The organism is Thalassospira sp. ER-Se-21-Dark, assembly GCF_017922435.1.
In the GTDB taxonomy this organism is placed as follows: domain Bacteria; phylum Pseudomonadota; class Alphaproteobacteria; order Rhodospirillales; family Thalassospiraceae; genus Thalassospira.
In genome coordinates, this window is the sequence record NZ_VDEZ01000001.1 from 34,530 (window position 1) to 51,810 (window position 17,281).

13 protein-coding genes are annotated in these 17,281 nt (G+C 55.2%); 3 read left to right on the forward strand and 10 right to left on the reverse strand.

Annotated features, from left to right (window positions below; translation table 11 throughout):
- Positions 1-107: 107 nt before the first annotated feature.
- Both FHI25_RS00175 and FHI25_RS00180 read left to right on the forward strand, forming a co-directional pair.
- Complete coding sequence (locus FHI25_RS00175) at positions 108-1,928, forward strand: AMP-dependent synthetase/ligase (RefSeq protein ID WP_210513954.1); 1,821 nt, start codon at positions 108-110, stop codon at positions 1,926-1,928.
- A 27-nt stretch (positions 1,929-1,955) separates the two neighbouring features.
- Entirely contained in the window at positions 1,956-2,378 is a 423-nt protein-coding gene (locus FHI25_RS00180) for an ATP-binding protein (RefSeq protein WP_008891685.1), read from the forward strand.
- A 9-nt stretch (positions 2,379-2,387) separates the two neighbouring features.
- Here FHI25_RS00180 and FHI25_RS00185 read toward each other — a convergent pair whose 3' ends face one another.
- Both FHI25_RS00185 and clpB read right to left on the reverse strand, forming a co-directional pair.
- Positions 2,388-3,191: a DUF4197 domain-containing protein gene (locus tag FHI25_RS00185; protein WP_246878839.1), complete on the reverse strand. Its 804-nt coding sequence runs from the start codon at positions 3,189-3,191 to the stop codon at positions 2,388-2,390.
- A gap of 125 nt (positions 3,192-3,316) precedes the next feature.
- The gene (clpB, locus tag FHI25_RS00190; RefSeq protein WP_210513958.1) at positions 3,317-5,908 is read right to left on the reverse strand and encodes an ATP-dependent chaperone ClpB; all 2,592 of its coding nucleotides are present in this window, start codon (positions 5,906-5,908) and stop codon (positions 3,317-3,319) included.
- A 373-nt stretch (positions 5,909-6,281) separates the two neighbouring features.
- Here clpB and FHI25_RS00195 point away from each other — a divergent pair, with 373 nt between their 5' ends.
- Positions 6,282-7,052, forward strand: coding sequence for an MOSC N-terminal beta barrel domain-containing protein (locus FHI25_RS00195; protein ID WP_210513960.1), 771 nt, complete (start codon positions 6,282-6,284; stop codon positions 7,050-7,052).
- 9 nt (positions 7,053-7,061) lie between these two features.
- Here the strand turns inward: FHI25_RS00195 and FHI25_RS00200 are convergent, their stop codons facing one another.
- The 8 genes from FHI25_RS00200 to FHI25_RS00235 form a co-directional block, all read right to left on the reverse strand.
- Positions 7,062-8,654, reverse strand: coding sequence for a type IV secretory system conjugative DNA transfer family protein (locus FHI25_RS00200; RefSeq protein WP_210513962.1), 1,593 nt, complete (start codon positions 8,652-8,654; stop codon positions 7,062-7,064).
- Between the two features lie 283 nt (positions 8,655-8,937).
- Positions 8,938-9,714, reverse strand: coding sequence for a DUF4167 domain-containing protein (locus FHI25_RS00205; RefSeq protein WP_210513964.1), 777 nt, complete (start codon positions 9,712-9,714; stop codon positions 8,938-8,940).
- Positions 9,715-10,006: 292 nt separating this feature from the next.
- Positions 10,007-10,909, reverse strand: coding sequence for a peptide chain release factor N(5)-glutamine methyltransferase (prmC, locus tag FHI25_RS00210; RefSeq protein WP_210513966.1), 903 nt, complete (start codon positions 10,907-10,909; stop codon positions 10,007-10,009).
- Between the two features lie 2 nt (positions 10,910-10,911).
- Positions 10,912-11,994, reverse strand: a complete 1,083-nt coding sequence (prfA, locus tag FHI25_RS00215; RefSeq protein WP_008891692.1) for a peptide chain release factor 1 — start codon at positions 11,992-11,994, stop codon at positions 10,912-10,914.
- Complete coding sequence (gene hemA, locus FHI25_RS00220) at positions 11,991-13,337, reverse strand: glutamyl-tRNA reductase (RefSeq protein ID WP_210513968.1); 1,347 nt, start codon at positions 13,335-13,337, stop codon at positions 11,991-11,993. Before hemA ends, prfA begins: the two co-directional genes overlap by 4 nt.
- A gap of 7 nt (positions 13,338-13,344) precedes the next feature.
- The gene (gene hisS, locus FHI25_RS00225; protein ID WP_210513970.1) at positions 13,345-14,586 is read right to left on the reverse strand and encodes a histidine--tRNA ligase; all 1,242 of its coding nucleotides are present in this window, start codon (positions 14,584-14,586) and stop codon (positions 13,345-13,347) included.
- A 128-nt stretch (positions 14,587-14,714) separates the two neighbouring features.
- The gene (gene ispG / locus FHI25_RS00230) at positions 14,715-15,839 is read right to left on the reverse strand and encodes a flavodoxin-dependent (E)-4-hydroxy-3-methylbut-2-enyl-diphosphate synthase (protein WP_210513972.1); all 1,125 of its coding nucleotides are present in this window, start codon (positions 15,837-15,839) and stop codon (positions 14,715-14,717) included.
- A 180-nt stretch (positions 15,840-16,019) separates the two neighbouring features.
- Positions 16,020-17,222 carry a helix-turn-helix domain-containing protein gene (locus FHI25_RS00235; protein ID WP_246878840.1) on the reverse strand — a complete coding sequence of 401 codons (1,203 nt, stop codon included), beginning with the start codon at positions 17,220-17,222 and terminating at the stop codon, positions 16,020-16,022.
- Positions 17,223-17,281 lie beyond the last annotated feature (59 nt).

Consider the following 17,281-nt stretch of genomic DNA (forward strand, 5'->3'; position numbering starts at 1 on the left):
CAATCTGCGCGGCCGTTGTGCAGGTATAAGGTTTATTGCAACGTCCCTATCAGGGCAGCACAAAGATTGCCCGTTCCCGGGATCAAAAAGTGAGGCAAGGAAACGTCATGACGAGTTTGCAGGATTATGCCGACTGGCAAAACTTGCCGACAATGTTTTTCGACAAGGCGAAGAAACATGGCGATACGCCGTTTCTTTGGACCAAAGACCCCGAGGGCAAGGAATTTGTCCCCACCACCTGGCAAGAGGCCGCCGATCAGGTCCGGGCCCTTGCACGTGCGCTTTATGACATTGGCGTGCGTCCCGGTGACCGGATCTTGCTGGTGTCGGAAAACCGCACCGAATGGGGCATAGCCGATCTTGCCGTCATGTGCGTTGGCGCAATGACCGTTCCGGCCTACACCACCAATACCGAGCGCGATCATTTGCACGCGATCGAAGACAGTGGTGCAGCGATTGCCATTATCTCGACCAAGAAACTCGCCCAGCCCTTCCTGCACGCCGCCCTTGATAGCGGTCGCTGCCGCCATGCGATCATGATGGAAGAATGGGGACAAAGCTTTGTTGGCGATATCACCATTTCACGCTGGGACGATCTGATTGCCAAGGGGCGCGGCCTGACCCATGACGTTGATGCCTGGGTTTCAACGATCAAGCGCGATGAACTTGCCTGTCTGATTTATACATCCGGCACGGGCGGTTCGCCCAAGGGCGTGATGCTGAGCCACGGGGCGATCCTTTCGAACTGCATGGGCGCTTTTGACATCATCGAAACCCTTGGCATTGATGAGGAAATCTTCCTGTCCTTCCTGCCGCTGTCACATTCCTATGAACATACTGCGGGGCTTTATTTTCCGATCAGTATTGATGCCCAGATCTATTATGCCGAGGGGCTTGATAAACTGGCCGCCAATCTGGCCGAAGTTCGCCCGACCATCATGACGGCTGTGCCGCGCCTGTATGAAATGCTCTATCAGCGCATGAGCCGCATGGTCGAAAAGGATGGCGGTTTCAAGCAAAAGCTGTTTGACCTGACCCTGCGTCTGGGGCGCAAGAATTACGAAGGCGAACGGCTTAACCTGCTTGAAAAGCTTCAGAACTTTGCCTGTGAACTGCTTCTGCGTCGCAAGCTGCGCCAGCGTTTTGGCGGGCGGATCAAGGCCATGGTATCGGGCGGCGGGCCGCTGAATTATGAACTGGGTGTTCTGTTTGTGTCGTGCGGCATTCGCATTCTTCAGGGCTATGGCCAGACCGAATTTGCTCCGGTGGTTTCGTGCAACCGTGCCGAAAACAACAAACTGCGTACGGTCGGCCCGCCGATGGTCGGGGCCGAGGTTAAGATTGCCGAAGATGGCGAAATCCTGCTGCGCGGCGAAAGCATGATGAAGGGCTACTGGAACCTGCCCGACGTGACGGCTGCCGCCATCATTGATGGCTGGCTCCATACCGGTGACATCGGCAAGTTCGACGAACAGGGCAGCCTGATGATCACCGATCGCAAGAAGGATATCATCGTCAATTCCGGTGGCGACAATATTTCGCCCCAGCGGATCGAGGGCCTGATGACGCTTGAGACCGAGATTTCACAAGCCATGGTCTATGGCGATGACAAACCCTATCTGGTTGCGGTTGTCTGGCCGGACGAAGACTTCATGCGCGAATTTGCCCGCGATAACGGGCTATCCAATGATATTGAAGTCCTTGGTAAAAATGAAGACTTCCGCAAAGTCATCCGCACTGCGATTGATCACGTCAATCAACGCCTGTCGACGATTGAAAAGGTACGCAGCTTTATGTTTGCCGAAGCAGCCTTTACCATCGACAACGAAATGCTGACGCCGTCGATGAAAATTCGTCGCCACAAAATCCGCGAAGCCTATGCCAAGCAGCTTGATGGCCTTTATCAGCGTAAACGCAGCGGCCAATAAAACGCCAAACGACAGACCAGATTGACGATGACCCGCCCAAAAGAAATCAAACAAACCCTTACCCTGGTCCGGGGCCTTCCCGGATCAGGCAAATCGACACTGGCCAAAAATCTGTGTCAGGCGACTGGTGCGGTTCATCTGGAAGCCGACATGTTCATGGTCGACCATGAAGGGTTTTACGAGTTTGACGGCACCCGACTGTCACAAACGCACGCCCGCTGCGAAGCCGAATGCCATAACGCCCTGTCCGAGGGATATGACGTTGTTGTGTCCAACACCTTCACCCGTTTCTGGGAAATGAAGGCCTATATCGACATGGCGGAAAAACACGACATTCTGTTGCAGATTGTCGAATGCCATGGCCGTTTCGGCAGCATCCATATGGTACCCGACGAAACCCTTGCAGATATGCGCGATCGCTGGGAACCCTTGCCGGAAAAATACCGCTAGGAGCGCACCCTAGTTTACAGTTGAGAAGACCTTTTTGAGGATATCGGTGGTCCAACGGGTCGGATCGCTTCGAATGTCAGCTTCCTGCACGGCGATATAATGGAACAAACCATCCATCGCCTTGGCCGTAGCATGATCCGTCAGCGACGCCTTTAGATCCGGTACAAACGGCAGTTGGTCATATTGCCCAAGCATCTGATCATACAGCGACAACGCCCCGGTGTCGGACAACGCATCGGTGATCATTGGCCGCAGACGCCCTTCGATATCGGTACCCGATACGCGGCGCAGATACTGGGTCGCGGCATCATCCGGGCCCTGCAAAATGCCCTTGGCATCGGCGACCGTCATCTGGCGCACCGCATTAACCAGAATATCGCCAGCATCCTGCATGGTCTTTTCGGCCGCCCGGTTCATACGTAATTCGATTTCATCGGCATAGCTGCCAAGCCCCGCCGCGCTTAACAATTTCTGCGCGGTCTGAACTTCGTCGGGCAATGGAATATGCGCAACCGGGTCGGCGTTAAAACCATCAACCGCACCAAGTTGGTCGGTGACCAGTTCAACACCGATATCAAGCGCCTGTTTCAATCCCTGTTCGGCCGTGTCGGATGAAAGTGCGGAAACGCCAGAACCAGAACCACCAGACGTGTTTCCCGACCCCGATGAGTTCATCGCATCGCCAAGGGCCTCTTTGGCCTTGTCAAAGAACGACTGGGCATTTGCGGGCACGATTGCCCCCACAGCTATAACACCCATGACAAGTGCCACTGCACCGGTTTTGAAAAGGAAATCGGAATTGCGTTTGCGCATGAACAGCCCTGCGGTTTTTGATTGCTGTGTATAAGCAAACAAGACAATGGCCAAAAAACATGGCCCGAAAAAGACAAAACCCCGGTTAACCAACCGGGGTTTTGCATGTGAGGTATCAGGCGACCTTATTCAACAACCTCGACCTTTTTACCATTGAGCAAAAGGTCATTGGCCTCGGTCGAGACCGGAACGGTGTCACCATCCTTGATCCCGCCTTCGAGGATCTGCATCGCCAGCGGGTTCTGCAGATAACGCTGGATCACGCGTTTGAGCGGACGGGCGCCATAAACCGGGTCATAGCCCTTCTCAGCCAACCAGTCCTTGGCGGCATCATCAAGTTTAAGGGTGATCTTGCGATCAACCAGCAACTTATCAAGGCGACCAAGCTGGATATCGACAATCTTGCCCATCTGATCGCGATGCAAACGATGGAACAGGATGGTTTCATCCAGTCGGTTGAGGAATTCCGGACGGAACGATGCCCGAACAATTTCCATGACCTGGGCCCGGACTTCGCCGCTATCATGACCCGGTTCCTGATTGGCAAGGATTTCCCCGCCCAGGTTCGATGTCAGAATAATCAGCGTGTTGCGGAAATCCACAACCCGGCCCTGTCCGTCGGTCAGGCGACCTTCATCAAGAACCTGCAGCAGGACGTTAAACACATCGGGATGTGCCTTTTCGACCTCGTCAAACAGGACAACCTGATACGGACGACGACGTACCGCCTCGGTCAGCGAACCGCCTTCCTCATAGCCAACATAGCCCGGAGGCGCACCGATCAGGCGGGCCACCGCATGCTTTTCCATGAATTCGGACATATCAATGCGCACCATGGCCTGTTCATCATCAAACAGGAACTGGGCAAGGGCCTTGGTCAGCTCGGTTTTACCGACACCCGTCGGACCAAGGAACAGGAACGAACCGATCGGTCGGTTTGGATCTTGCAAGCCAGCACGCGCACGGCGCACCGCATTCGAGATTGATCGAACTGCATCATCCTGACCGACAACCCGTTTGCGCAGCGTGTCTTCCATTTCAAGAAGCTTTTCACGCTCGCCCTCAAGCATCTTGTCGACCGGAATACCGGTCCAGCGCGAAACGACGGACGCGATGTGTTTTTCGGTAACCGCTTCTTCCTTGATGCCACGCGACGGATCGTTTTCCGCCTTTTCAAGCAGCGCCTGAAGAGCCGGGATTTCTTCGTATTGAAGCTGTCCGGCGCGATCAAGCTTGCCATCGCGCATCGCACGTTCAAGTTCACCACGTGCCTGATCAAGCTGTTCCTTGATGTGGGTCGATGCGGCAAGTTCCTTCTTCTGGGCTTCCCACTTCGCGGTCAGCTCAGCCGATTTGCCTTCCAGCTCTGCCAGTTCCTTTTCCAGACGGCCGAGACGGTCCTTGGATGCACTATCCTGCTCTTTCTTAAGCGCTTCACGCTCGATCTTGAGCTGGATGATCCGGCGATCCAGTTCGTCGATTTCCTCTGGCTTGGAATCAAGCTCCATACGCAGACGCGACGATGCTTCGTCCATCAAATCGATCGCCTTGTCAGGCAGGAACCGATCCGTGATGTAACGGTTCGAAAGGGTTGCTGCTGCGACCAGTGCGGCATCGGCAATACGAACCCCGTGATGAAGCTCGTACTTGTCCTTGATCCCGCGCAGGATCGATACCGTGTCGGAAACCGACGGCTCGCTGACAAATACCGGCTGGAAACGACGGGCGAGCGCCGCGTCCTTTTCAATATGCTGACGGTATTCATCAAGGGTCGTCGCACCCACACAGTGCAACTCACCTCGGGCCAAGGCCGGTTTCAAAAGGTTCGATGCATCCATCGATCCTTCGGCCTTACCAGCGCCCACAAGCGTATGCAATTCGTCAATGAACAGGACGACCTGACCGGCCTCTGATTCAATCTCGCTCAGGACCGCTTTCAGGCGTTCTTCAAATTCACCACGGAATTTTGCACCGGCAATCAACGCACCAAGGTCAAGCGACAGAAGTTTCTTGTCCTTAAGCGTTTCGGGAACGTCACCCTTGACGATACGCAGTGCCAGACCTTCCGCAATTGCGGTTTTACCAACCCCGGGCTCACCAATCAGAACCGGGTTGTTCTTGGTCCGGCGTGACAGAACCTGGACCGCACGACGGATTTCCTCGTCACGGCCGATGACCGGATCGAGTTTACCTTCGCGCGCGGCCTCGGTCAGGTCACGGGCATATTTCTTAAGCGCGTCATACTGGTTTTCGGCACCAGCACTATCGGCCGTGCGGCCCTTGCGGATGTCATTGATCGCACCGTTTAGCGCCTGCGCGGTAACACCGGCATCGGCCAGCACCTTGCCCGCGGTTGATTTCGGATCAAGCGCAATGGTCAGAAGCAACCGTTCAGCCGTGACAAAGCTGTCACCAGCTTTTTTGGCGACTTCCTGTGCCTGATCGATCAGGCGGGCAAATTCAGATGAAAGATAAATCTGACCATTGCCGCCGGAAACCTTTGGCAATTTCGCCAGTTCCTGCGCACACCGTTCCTGGGCAAGCTTGGACTTACCGCCGGATGCCTTGATCAGATTGGCTGCCAGACCTTCTTCGTCATCAAGCAGCACCTTAAGCAGATGAATCGGGACAAATTGCTGATGGTTTTCACGCAACGCAAGCGATTGCGCTGATTGCAGAAAGCCTTTTGACCGATCCGTAAAGTTCTCAAATTCCATTCCTGTCACTCCTTGAGCCAACAGTATTCAAACGATGTGGACCTTCTTGGAAGCGTCCACGGCATTGGTGTCATTACCGAATTCTAAAATTATAGATTATTTCGACAGCGACAACATTGATATGTCTCAGTCTAGCGTGTTTGCAACCATATACCCCTACAAAAGTTGCAAGAATTATTTGTGCACCGCAGCACAACTTTCTGTCATTATTCTAGATATCATATGAGGATACTGAACCAAGGACATTGCCAGCCAGTCCCTTCGGGGTTGCCCTTGGCAAAACAACGTTCTAACGTCGCCCGGATAGACAAACCAGACATGCCATTCGTCCCGTTTTTCCGGCATGCCAAAGCGCCATACAGGAATAGTGATCATGATGATCGAACTTAAAGCCATCAAAAGATACCCGGTCAAGGGAATGCGCGGTGTTGACCTTAAACAGGCAAAAATCAGCGCACACCACATGATTACCGATGATCGTCGCTTTGTGATTGCAACCCAATCATCTGTCGGACAGGAAGGCGTTCATGAATGGGCCCGCAAAAGCAACTTCCTGCAATTGGTCAACACGCCAAAGCTGGCTGAAATCGGCACCGAATATGACGACGCCACCTGCACCCTGACCATCCTTCGAAATGGCCGCGCCATCTGCAAAGGCAAGCTGGACGATAGCATGGGCCGCACCGTGGTTGAGGATTTCCTCAAGGCGTTTCTGAAAAACGAGATCGCCGGCACGCCCAAGATCTATTCAGTTCCCGATACGAATTTCGGCGACATGAAAGAACCATACATATCGCTGCTGAACCTGGCATCGATCCGTGATTTCGGGTCGCGCATCGTGCAAAGCGAAATCGATCCGATGCGTTTTCGCGGCAACCTGTTGATTGACGGGCTGGAACCCTGGAAAGAGCTTGAATGGAACGAAGACAAGATCATCAAGATCAATGATGTGTCGTTCCGGGTTGTCCATCCGATCACGCGCTGCAAGGCAACAAGCGTTAATCCCGACACGGCGATTTCCGACATCAACGTGCCACTGATGCTCCGCAAAGGGGTAAACCACCTTTATATGGGGATTTACATCGAAGCACTTGAAGACGGCATCATCACACCGGGTGACAAGCTGAGCGTGACTGTCGCCTAAGGGCCGTTATCAGTTGCCGGAATTGAATGTCGGGGCATGCACGGCGATGCCCTTGAACATCTCGTCGTGATACCAATCAATGCGGTGCGCACGAATGGGCGGGCATCCCTTGCGGAACAATATCTGTTCTTCCTTGGGGAAGCGCGCCACTTCGGCTGATCGCAGGATGGGCTGATTATCCTGAGACCGCAAATGCACCGGACGGCTGGTATCCTTGCCGCCGCCGGTGTCATCAAATTTCGACATTGCGGTCAGGCCCGAAACCCAATCCAGGTTAAACGCCCCTTCCTGGCTCAGAACCGAAATAGCGTCCACCCGACCGACGACATTTTCCCAGTTCAGGCAGACATCCATCAGGCCACTCACACCAGAGAACCCCGGCCAGACAATCATGCCCTCGCCATATCCGCCGCCCAAAAGCCGTTCAAAAAGCGGCATCCGGCCAACATTTTCGATCCCATCCAACAAGACCAGGAATTCCGGGTCGCCCGATTTCCAGCCACGCTGATTAAGCAGGTTCATCATGCCTGTCAGCATCACGCGGCTAAAGGATGGCTGAACTTCCGGGTTATCACCGCCAAGCTGACCAACGATAAAGATCGAAACCGGGCCACTGTTTATGTCTTCAAGTGTGAAGCTGCTTTTGCTGACCAGACGTGCGATTTGCGGATTGTCGAATTCTTCGGTGGCGGCACGGCAGGCCTCGATGATCTTCATCCGCTGATCTTCGGTCATATCAAGGATATTCAGCGCGACCTCGGATATGCGGCCATCCGCAGACTCAATCCCCATCAGCTCTTCAAGGGTTTTGTAGAACCGGTGCGATGGCATAGTCAGGTTGCGACGTACCTCGGCAAGGTTGCGGTCTTCCTTGGCGCTGCGCTGGATCGTGTAAACGATAAAGCCCTGCAACAACGTCCGTGCAATACGGACTTCCTGTTCATCGAGTTCCTTGACAAATACCGGCGCCAAAAGCGTATCGGCGATAAAGCCGGTATCCGTGATCATTCCTTCCCCCTGCTGGCGGATGAAATCGAACGGATTGAACTGTTGGGTTTCGACACCGGTTTGTTTGTGTGGGTCAATGACAATCAGTCTTTGTCCAAGCTTGGTACGGCGATCATGAATGGCGCGAAAGATGCTGCCATGGCGCTCATAGACAAACAGATTACCGGTATGCAAAAGCGCGTTTGGCTCTGCCGAGGCGCGATAAAATTCTTCGGGTTTGGTCGAAAAGGTAATGACGCGCTTAAGGCCCTTGGCCCCGATCAGGCGCTTGTCATCCCCCCAACGCCCCAGGACGAAGGACGGATTGCTTTCAAGCAGCTTGCGACCATTAAGGTCTTCAAGAGTGGCCCACGCCCCCTCGCCACGACCACCAGACCCTTTTCCGCCCAGTTTCTTCTTTTGCGATTTGGACGATGATGATGGCTTCATTCGGTTCAGGATGATGACAACCAGCGGAATGAACATCGGGACGATGAAACAGACAGCCCCCAACAGGGCCAACTCGTAATCACCGTTAAACAGCCCAAGGGCGATAACCATACCGCCAAGAGCCCACAGCAAAACCATGACGACCCGAAATAAGCCAGTCCCCATCTATCACTCCCCACGAATGCGCCTGCACCGTGAAAAGACGCCGGTTCTTTTATCCCGATCTTGCTTCCACGGTTTTATTGATGATTTGTCCCAGAACCCGCGCGAAAAATAATCAAAGGTTGCACGAGATATTCAATTATATACTTATACAGTTTTACGTCCCTTAAAGCACTGAGTCTTTGGGGGAATGCACGGTTTTTACAGATGATTCAAACGACAACACCCCTGCAAGCGGATGGCTTGCAGGGGTGTTTGTCATGTTGAAAGACCGCCTCGGGTCAGATCAGGCCGAAACCGGCTCGGATCCTTCGTCAGAGGTGGCACCTTCTTCGTCATCCCGACCTGCTGCGCGGCTACGACCGCGGCGGGCGGTCGGATGGCGACCACGGGTACGTGCGGTACCGCTTGCGGCACGGCGCGGTTTTTTCTCACCGTCTTCGCCCTGCTCGGCAGTGTCGGTTCTATCGGCACTTGCCGGTGCATCATCACCAGATGCTTCTGCCGGTGCGCTTTCCTCTGCGCTGGCGTCATCATCTGATTTCCGCGGACGACCACGGCCCGGACCACGCGCATCCGAACGACGCGCACGCGGTGCGCGTTTCGGACGGCCACCATCATCATCCGACGTTTCAGCAGAAGTATTTTCTGCCTCTACCGGGGTGTTGTCGTCGCCATTGTTTGACGCATTTTCTGCGTTTTCGTTGGCGTCACCCTGTTGATCATCGTTCTGATTTGACTGGCCATCACTGCGGTCGTCACGGCCACGATTGTTGCGCTGACGATTGTTGTCACCACCACGTTCCTCACGGCGCTGGTTTTCCCATTCCTGGGCAGCCTGAAGGATGCGGTGGTAATGTTCCGCGTGCTGATAGAAGTTTTCCGCAAGTACCGGATCGTCGGTGCAATCCTTCGCAAGGGAAATGTATTTTTCATAGACCTGTTGGGCGTTACCGCGTACGCGGCCGTCCGGTCCATTACTGTCAAAATTCTGAAATTTTGGATTTACTGGACGTTTATTCGACTGTTGCCGTCCGCGCGGACGTTTATTGTTATTTCTCATATCAACATGACTTTGGTGTTGAAGGACAATCCGGTAGCATCATCGGCTCCGGAACCACTCCGTCTGAAAAACATATTTCCCGCTAAACAGCGCCGATCACGGCATTATTTTTACAAACCTGCCGGGAACCTTGAAAGGAACGGAGATTGTCGACTGTTTACAGGGGAACACGGCGCTTTCATAAGCGCGTTGGGCACCCGGCCCGTTCAATTCAACCTATATGGCTTGACGGGTTATTCCAACTGTTTTTTTCACTCGCCTGCGCTTTTTTTACATCACAGGTGCGGAAATATCAGATTATGCAACGCCCGACGGAACAACGGGTTTTCTTTGCCGCGACGCAACGGACAATTCCGCCAAGGTCTTCGCGATACTCCACCCCGACAAAACCGGCCTCCACCAGCATCTGACCGACATCCTTTTCCTGCCCGCGACCGATTTCAAAGATGACGAAACCGCCGGGCTTTGCCAGATCAAACGCAACACGCGATAAAACGCTATAGGCCGCCAATCCATCCCCTTCATCGGTCAGGGCAAGACGGGGATCAAACTTTTGCACCTCCGGCGAAAGGGTCGTCATCTCGTCGGCGGTGATGTAGGGCGGGTTTGACATCACAAGATCAAATCCCTCGGCGCGGTCTTTGTCATCAAGTGCGCTGTCCCAATCCGAGACGCGGAATTCGACCACATGATCAAGCTCAAGCAGCTTGGCATTTTCACGTGCACAGGCCACCGCACCCGCGCTCAGATCAAGTCCGATACCCGTCGCGCCTGGCAGATCGCCAACTGCAGACAACAACAAACACCCCGTCCCGGTGCCAAAATCAACGATCCGCGGCGCATCTGAATCTTCAAGGAAATCAATCGCCCATTCGACAAGTGTTTCACTATCCGGGCGGGGCTCAAGCGTTTCGGGTGACAGCTTGAAGGTATGGCGCCAGAAATCACGTTCGCCCAATATACGCCCGACCGGTTCATGCCCAACGCGGCGCGCAATCATGCCCCGAAAGGCTTCTGCCTTGTCATCAGGCACAATATCTTCGGGCCATGCGCTGATCCGGCCCCCATCAACACCCGCAGCCCGGGCCAAAAGAATACGCGCATCCATCCGAGCGTTTTCAATACCGGCATCGGTTAAGGCCGCAACGGCCTCAGCCATCAGGCTGCCAAGGGTCGATGGGGTGTCAGAAGACATGATCAGCTTTCAATCTCGGCAAGCTTCTGGGCCTGCTCTTCGGCGATCAGGGCATCAATCATTTCATCAACTGCCGGACCACCGGCAATGAAATCATCCAGGCGATAAAGTGTGAGGTTAATGCGATGATCGGACACGCGCCCTTGCGGGAAGTTATAGGTGCGAATGCGTTCCGAACGGTCGCCCGATCCGACCTGTGATTTACGATCAGCCGCGCGTTCGCTGTCCTTGCTTTCGCGTTCCTGATCATAAAGACGCGACATCAGCATCTTCATGGCTTTTTCTTTGTTCTTGTGCTGCGACTTTGCTTCCTGACTCGCGGCAACCACGCCAGTCGGGATATGGGTAATGCGCACGGCACTGTCGGTAGTGTTAACGTGCTGACCACCCGCACCCTGCGAGCGGTAGGTATCAATACGCAGATCCTTGGGATCGATCTTGATGTCGACTTCTTCGGCCTCTGGCAGCACGGCCACGGTCGCAGCCGACGTATGAATACGCCCGCCACCTTCGGTCACCGGCACGCGCTGCACGCGGTGCACGCCACTTTCAAACTTCAGGCGGGCAAACACATCCGTCCCAGATACGTTGACGATCACTTCCTTGAAACCGCCAAGGTCGTTTTCGCTGGCATCCATCTGTTCGAATTTCCAGCCGCGGCCTTCGGCGTAACGCTGATACATGCGATACAAATCGGCGGCAAACAGGGCGGCTTCTTCACCTCCGGTGCCTGCGCGAATTTCAAGTATGGCGTTCTTGGTGTCAGCTGTATCTTTCGGGATCAGCATCAGTTTCATCTGACGCTCTGCCTCTGGCAGCTTATCCTGAATGTCGTATTTTTCGGCTTCGGCCATTTCGCGCATATCGCGATCGCTTTGCGGATCGGCCAGGATCTCCTCGGCTTCTTCCAGATCGTTCAGAAGCTTTTTATACGCCTCAATCGCCTCGACCACCGGGGCCAATTCTGCATGTTCGCGCGACAGCTTGGAAAAGCCATCCCCATCAAGCTCTCCGCTTGAAAGAAGCGAATTGAGTTCGTCGAACCGGCGTGTAACGCCTTCGAGTTTCCCAAGGTCCAAACTCACTCTTTATTCTCCTGTTCAGGGTCGCTTGGCACGCCATCGCGGCCAAGCGGCTTGTCTTCAAGTTCAAACAGGCGCGACAACAGTTTTTGGGCCTTGACCCATTCCACGGTGCCCGCACCGTCTGTTGTCGTCGCCAAATCTTTCAATGCCTGTGTCGGCGTATGCAAAAGGCGATTGATCAAAAGCCTTGTCGCCTTTTCCGCGTCCCCATGACTTTCAGCCAGCGCATCTGCGCGTACCGCTTCAAACCGTTTGCGCAGATCGGCGATTGCCGGCACGGCTGCGCGCTGCGCACGGTCGCGCACAAAATTATCAATTTCCGCTTCGATCAACGCCCAGGCTTGATCGGCCTTTTCTTCGCGGCCACCGCGCCCTTCGGCAGCGATCTTTTCCAGATCCTCGATCCGGTAAAAGAAAACCTCGTCAATCTCATCAACTTGCGGATCAATATCCCCCGGCACGGCCGTATCGATCATCAGAACCGGGCGGAACCGGCGGCGTTTGACTGCCGCCATCGCGCGATCCTTGTCGATCATGTAACGCCGCGATCCGCCTGCGGTCAGAACAAGGTCGGCCTCGGCCAAAAGCCGATCCAGATCATCGATTTCCGACCAGTGGCAATCCAGCCTGCGCGCCACCAGACGTGCACGGGCGGCCAAGCGATCTGTCACCAGAATGCGGCCGATACCCCGTTCCGCCAACGATGCGGCAATCAGTTCCCCCATGTCGCCAGCACCCGCCAAAAGCAGGGTACAGTCGCCAAGATCCCCATGCAGGTCGCGCGCAACCGATTGCGCGGCGGCGGCAATTGATACAGCCCCCTGCCCGATCCCGGTCTGATTGCGGACCTTTTTGGCAATGGCATAGGCCGTCTGATAGACCAGCTCCAACTCGCGCCCGACCAGATCATGCTTGCGCGCGATCCGGTGCGCATCCTTGACCTGACCAAATACCTCGGGTTCGCCGATCACCAGACTGTCGAGTGACGCCGCGACGGCAAACATATGACGAAGAGCATCCCGGCCAGACCGGATGTAAAGCTCGGTCGCAAGCTGATCCCGATCCAGATCCGCCCAAAGCGACATCAGATCAATCAGGCGTTCACGCCCGCGTTCGGCCTCGGACGCCAAAAGATGAACTTCGGTACGATTGCAGGTCGAAACGACAACCGCCTGCCCCAAGCGGGCCTGTTCAATCGCGGCCAAAAACTGTGGCAGACGGGCTTCTTCGATGAAAAGACGGTCGCGGGTATCCTCGCTTGAGCGCCGATGATTGGTGCCGATCACCATCAGGCGATCCAGCGGCCAATCCCCGGCATCCTCATGCGAAATCGCGTCCGTCACACCATTCTCACTTTTTGCCGATCACATCAGCCAGTTGATCAAGCGCCACTTCCTGCTGCTCGCCACTGTCAAGGTCACGCAACTGGGCCACACCCTTGGCAAGTTCATCATCCCCAAGGATGACTGCCTTGCAGGCATTGGCCTTGTCCGCGCGCTTCATGCGCTTTTTCATGTTGCCGGAATAGCCAAGCTCGACCGCGACACCCGCTTCGCGCAGGGTCTGGGCAAGGGTGCGACATTTTGCCTCGGCCGCGTCCCCCATCGGGATCAGCGCCACGGGGCGTGCACCCGCCGGGGCTTCGCCCACCATCAGCGCCAGGCGTTCAACACCTGCCGCCCAGCCGACACCAGCCGTCTGCGGACCACCCATGGTCGAAATCAGCCCGTCATAACGCCCACCGGCCATGACAGTGCCCTGCGCACCAAGGGTGTTGGTGGTGAACTCGAAACAGGTGTGGCAGTAATAATCCAGCCCCCGTACCAGACGCGGGTTCAGTTCATAATTGATGCCGATATCGCCGAGCCCCTCGGTCAGGCCCTTGAAGAACTCCTTGGAATGCTCGTTGAGGTATTCGGCAAACAGCGGCGCATTGGCCACCAGTTCACGATCCCCTTCGTCCTTGGAGTCAAGGATCCGTAACGGGTTCTTTTCAAGACGCGACCGACTGTCTTCCGACAGCTTGTCAAAATGGCCCTTGAAGTAATCAACCAGCACATCGCGATACGCCGCACGGCTTTCCGGATCACCAAGGGTGTTAAGTTCAAGCGTGATGCTGCCCCAAAGACCAAGGGCTTTCAGGATATGCGCGCCATAGCCGATCATTTCGATATCGCCCGCGACCTGTTCGACGCCAAGCAGCTCGGCACCGATCTGGTGGAACTGGCGCTGACGGCCTTTTTGCGGGCGTTCATAACGGAACATCGGGCCATAATAGCTGACCTTGACCGGTGACATCTGCTGCATGCCGTTGGAAATATAGGCACGCGCGATACCCGCCGTTCCTTCGGGACGAAGGGTAATCTGTTCGCCACCGCGATCTTCAAAGGTGTACATTTCCTTGGTCACGACGTCGGACGTATCGCCAAGGGTGCGTGCAAACACCTCGGTAAATTCGAAGATCGGCGTGGTCATGCGATGGTAGCCATACAACTCGCCGATTTCGCGTGCGGTATTCGCGATGTAATCCTGCAGACGGTTCTGTTCCGGCAGAAGGTCGTGCGTGCCACGGACGGGTTGAAGCGATGCCACTTTGGGTCTCCGATCTAACTTGAATTCCAGATATTTGCGCGAAACATCAATCGGCGCAAACACATGCGAACATGAAAATAGCTTTCCGCCGGTGTGGCGGAAAGCCAAAAGTAGTCAATTAATCTTTGCTATTCCGCCGCGGTTTTCTTGGCGGCTTCTTCGGCTTCGATTTTGGCGGCACGTTCTTCGACCAGTTCGACGATATGGTCGACCATCTTTTCCGTGCTGATATTGTGATCCGGGCGGCCGGAAATATACATCTTGTGGTTCCCACCACCGCCACCGGTAAGCCCGATATCGGTTTCACGCGCTTCGCCCGGACCATTGACGATACAGCCAATGATCGACAGCGAAATCGGGGTGGAAATATGGGCAAGGCGCTTTTCAAGCTCTGCCACGGTGTCAACCACGTTAAAGCCCTGACGCGCGCAAGACGGGCAGGAAATGATCTGAACCCCACGGGTGCGAAGCCCAAGCGATTTCAGGATATCAAAACCAACATGGATTTCCTCGACCGGGTCGGCAGACAACGACACACGCAAGGTATCACCGATCCCGGCCCACAGCAGGTTGCCCATGCCAATCGAGGACTTCACCGTGCCACCACGCAGACCACCGGCCTCGGTAATACCAAGATGCAGCGGATAGTCACATGCTTCGGCCAGGCCGTAATAGGCGGCAACTGCCAGAAACACGTCCGATGCCTTGACCGAGATTTTAAATTCGCGGAAATCCTGATCTTCAAGGATTTTGGCGTGGTTCAAAGCACTTTCAACCATCGCCTCAGGGCACGGTTCGCCGTAACGTTCCAGCAGTTCCTTTTCAAGCGACCCGGCATTCACCCCGATCCGCATCGAACAGCCATGATCCTTGGCGGCCTTCACAACTTCACGCACACGTTCGGTCGACCCGATATTGCCCGGGTTGATGCGCAGGCATGCGGCGCCGGCTTCGGCGGCCTCGATCGCCCGTTTGTAATGGAAATGGATGTCGGCCACGATCGGGACATGCACCTGTTTGATGATGTCTTTCAGGGCCGCGGTTGATTCCTGATCCGGGCAGGATACACGAACGATATCCGCACCTGCCTCTTCCAGTCGATGGATCTGCGCAACAGTCGCGTTCACATCGGTGGTCAGGGTGTTGGTCATCGACTGCACCGAGATCGGTGCATCCCCGCCAACTTCCACGTCACCGACACGGATTTTGCGGCTTTGACGGCGTTCAATATCGCGATATGGGCGGACGCTCATTTCCGGTTCCAAAATGTTTTAGATGTCTTGGGGGTGTATATAGCTTATCAAACGCGGTTTAGAAACCGTTGGCTAACAGATTTTCCGCCAGATTTCGCATAGCTGTCACGAAAAAGGCGACCCGTTCGGATCGCCTTTCGCATTTTGTCTGTTTTCATCGCCCGCAGGCGTTGGCCAAACCTATTGAACGGTTGGTTCTTCTGCCTGGGTCAGATCACCAACATCAAGCGAGAAGTCCGAAATCACCGCGCCGTATTCCCCAACCGGCTGGGCTTCAGAACCATCGATGCTATAGGTCAGGGCACCGGCATTGCCGACTTCAAGTTTCAAACCGTCACGATTCGGAACCATATAGGTATCACCGGCTGTCAGCATCCGGGTCAGCAGAACATTGCCATCTGCCTCGCGAATGCGAACCCAGCTGGTTTCCACCGCCGAAATGGTAACCCGGCTATCAACATTGACCGCGCCAAACACGCGTGCGCCACCGGCCTCGTCAACTTCTGGTGCAGCGGGAACCGATGCAACTTCCGCTGCCGGTGCTGCCGGCGTTTCTGCGGCGGGTGCCTCTGCGACTTCAGCTTCAACCGCTGCCTGTTCTGTGGTGGTTACCACTTCGTTGGCAACGGGTGCAGCTTCCTGCGCCGGGGCTTCTGCAACTTCCTCGGAAACGACTGGTGCTTCTGCCGGTTCTTCGGTTGCTTCTGCAACTTCGGCTACGGGTTCAGACGCGGGCTCTGCGACCGGGGCCTCGGAAACGGTGGTTTCTTCAACCGGTGCTTCCGCGTTGCCGGCACTTTCCGGTGCAGAGGCAACAGGTACCCCCTGATCAGCAATGACCCGTGCAGGCGTTGTTATTTCTGCCTCGGCGGCCTGTGCATCTGCGGCGTTTTCAAGATTACGCGGCGCTGAATCCTGGCTTGCCGTTGTCGAGTAGCTTGCAAGTCGCTCTGGCAATGGATCAACCAGATCGGCAATGGTTTTGCCCTGGCTCGACAGGTAGTACCATCCGCCATACGCACCAAGACCAAGCATAACCGCGATCAGCAATACCGCCCCACCGGGTACACGGCTTTCCTGCACAGGTTTTGGGAAGGACAGTTCACTACGCACGGCCGGCGCATTGCTTTCTGCGCGGAAGCGACGTGCGATCTCTGCACCGTCCAGTCCAAGATGTTCGGCATATGCCTTCACGAAGCCAAGGCCATACGGACCATTCGGCAATGCCGCATAGTCGCTGCTTTCAATGGCTTCGATGTAAATTTTGCGAATACGAAGCATGCGGCAAACGTCTTCGACTGTTTGCCCCAAACCAACACGGGTCGCCTTCAAAAGGCTCCCGACCTCGGTATAACCACCGATCTGGTCTTTATGTTCGTCCATCACACTGTCATTTGCAGACGAATCCCCGGACAAAGGCCTGAAACGAAGGCGTTCTCGGG

Coding starts and splice junctions, on each gene's coding strand:
- FHI25_RS00175 (WP_210513954.1), top strand. CDS start 108: ATGACGAGTTTGCAGGATTATGCCGACTGGCAAAACTTGCCGACAATG.
- FHI25_RS00180 (WP_008891685.1), top strand. CDS start 1,956: ATGACCCGCCCAAAAGAAATCAAACAAACCCTTACCCTGGTCCGGGGC.
- FHI25_RS00185 (WP_246878839.1), bottom strand. CDS start 3,191: ATGCGCAAACGCAATTCCGATTTCCTTTTCAAAACCGGTGCAGTGGCA.
- clpB (WP_210513958.1), bottom strand. CDS start 5,908: ATGGAATTTGAGAACTTTACGGATCGGTCAAAAGGCTTTCTGCAATCA.
- FHI25_RS00195 (WP_210513960.1), top strand. CDS start 6,282: ATGATGATCGAACTTAAAGCCATCAAAAGATACCCGGTCAAGGGAATG.
- FHI25_RS00200 (WP_210513962.1), bottom strand. CDS start 8,654: ATGGGGACTGGCTTATTTCGGGTCGTCATGGTTTTGCTGTGGGCTCTT.
- FHI25_RS00205 (WP_210513964.1), bottom strand. CDS start 9,714: ATGAGAAATAACAATAAACGTCCGCGCGGACGGCAACAGTCGAATAAA.
- prmC (WP_210513966.1), bottom strand. CDS start 10,909: ATGTCTTCTGACACCCCATCGACCCTTGGCAGCCTGATGGCTGAGGCC.
- ispG (WP_210513972.1), bottom strand. CDS start 15,839: ATGAGCGTCCGCCCATATCGCGATATTGAACGCCGTCAAAGCCGCAAA.
- FHI25_RS00235 (WP_246878840.1), bottom strand. CDS start 17,222: ATGGACGAACATAAAGACCAGATCGGTGGTTATACCGAGGTCGGGAGC.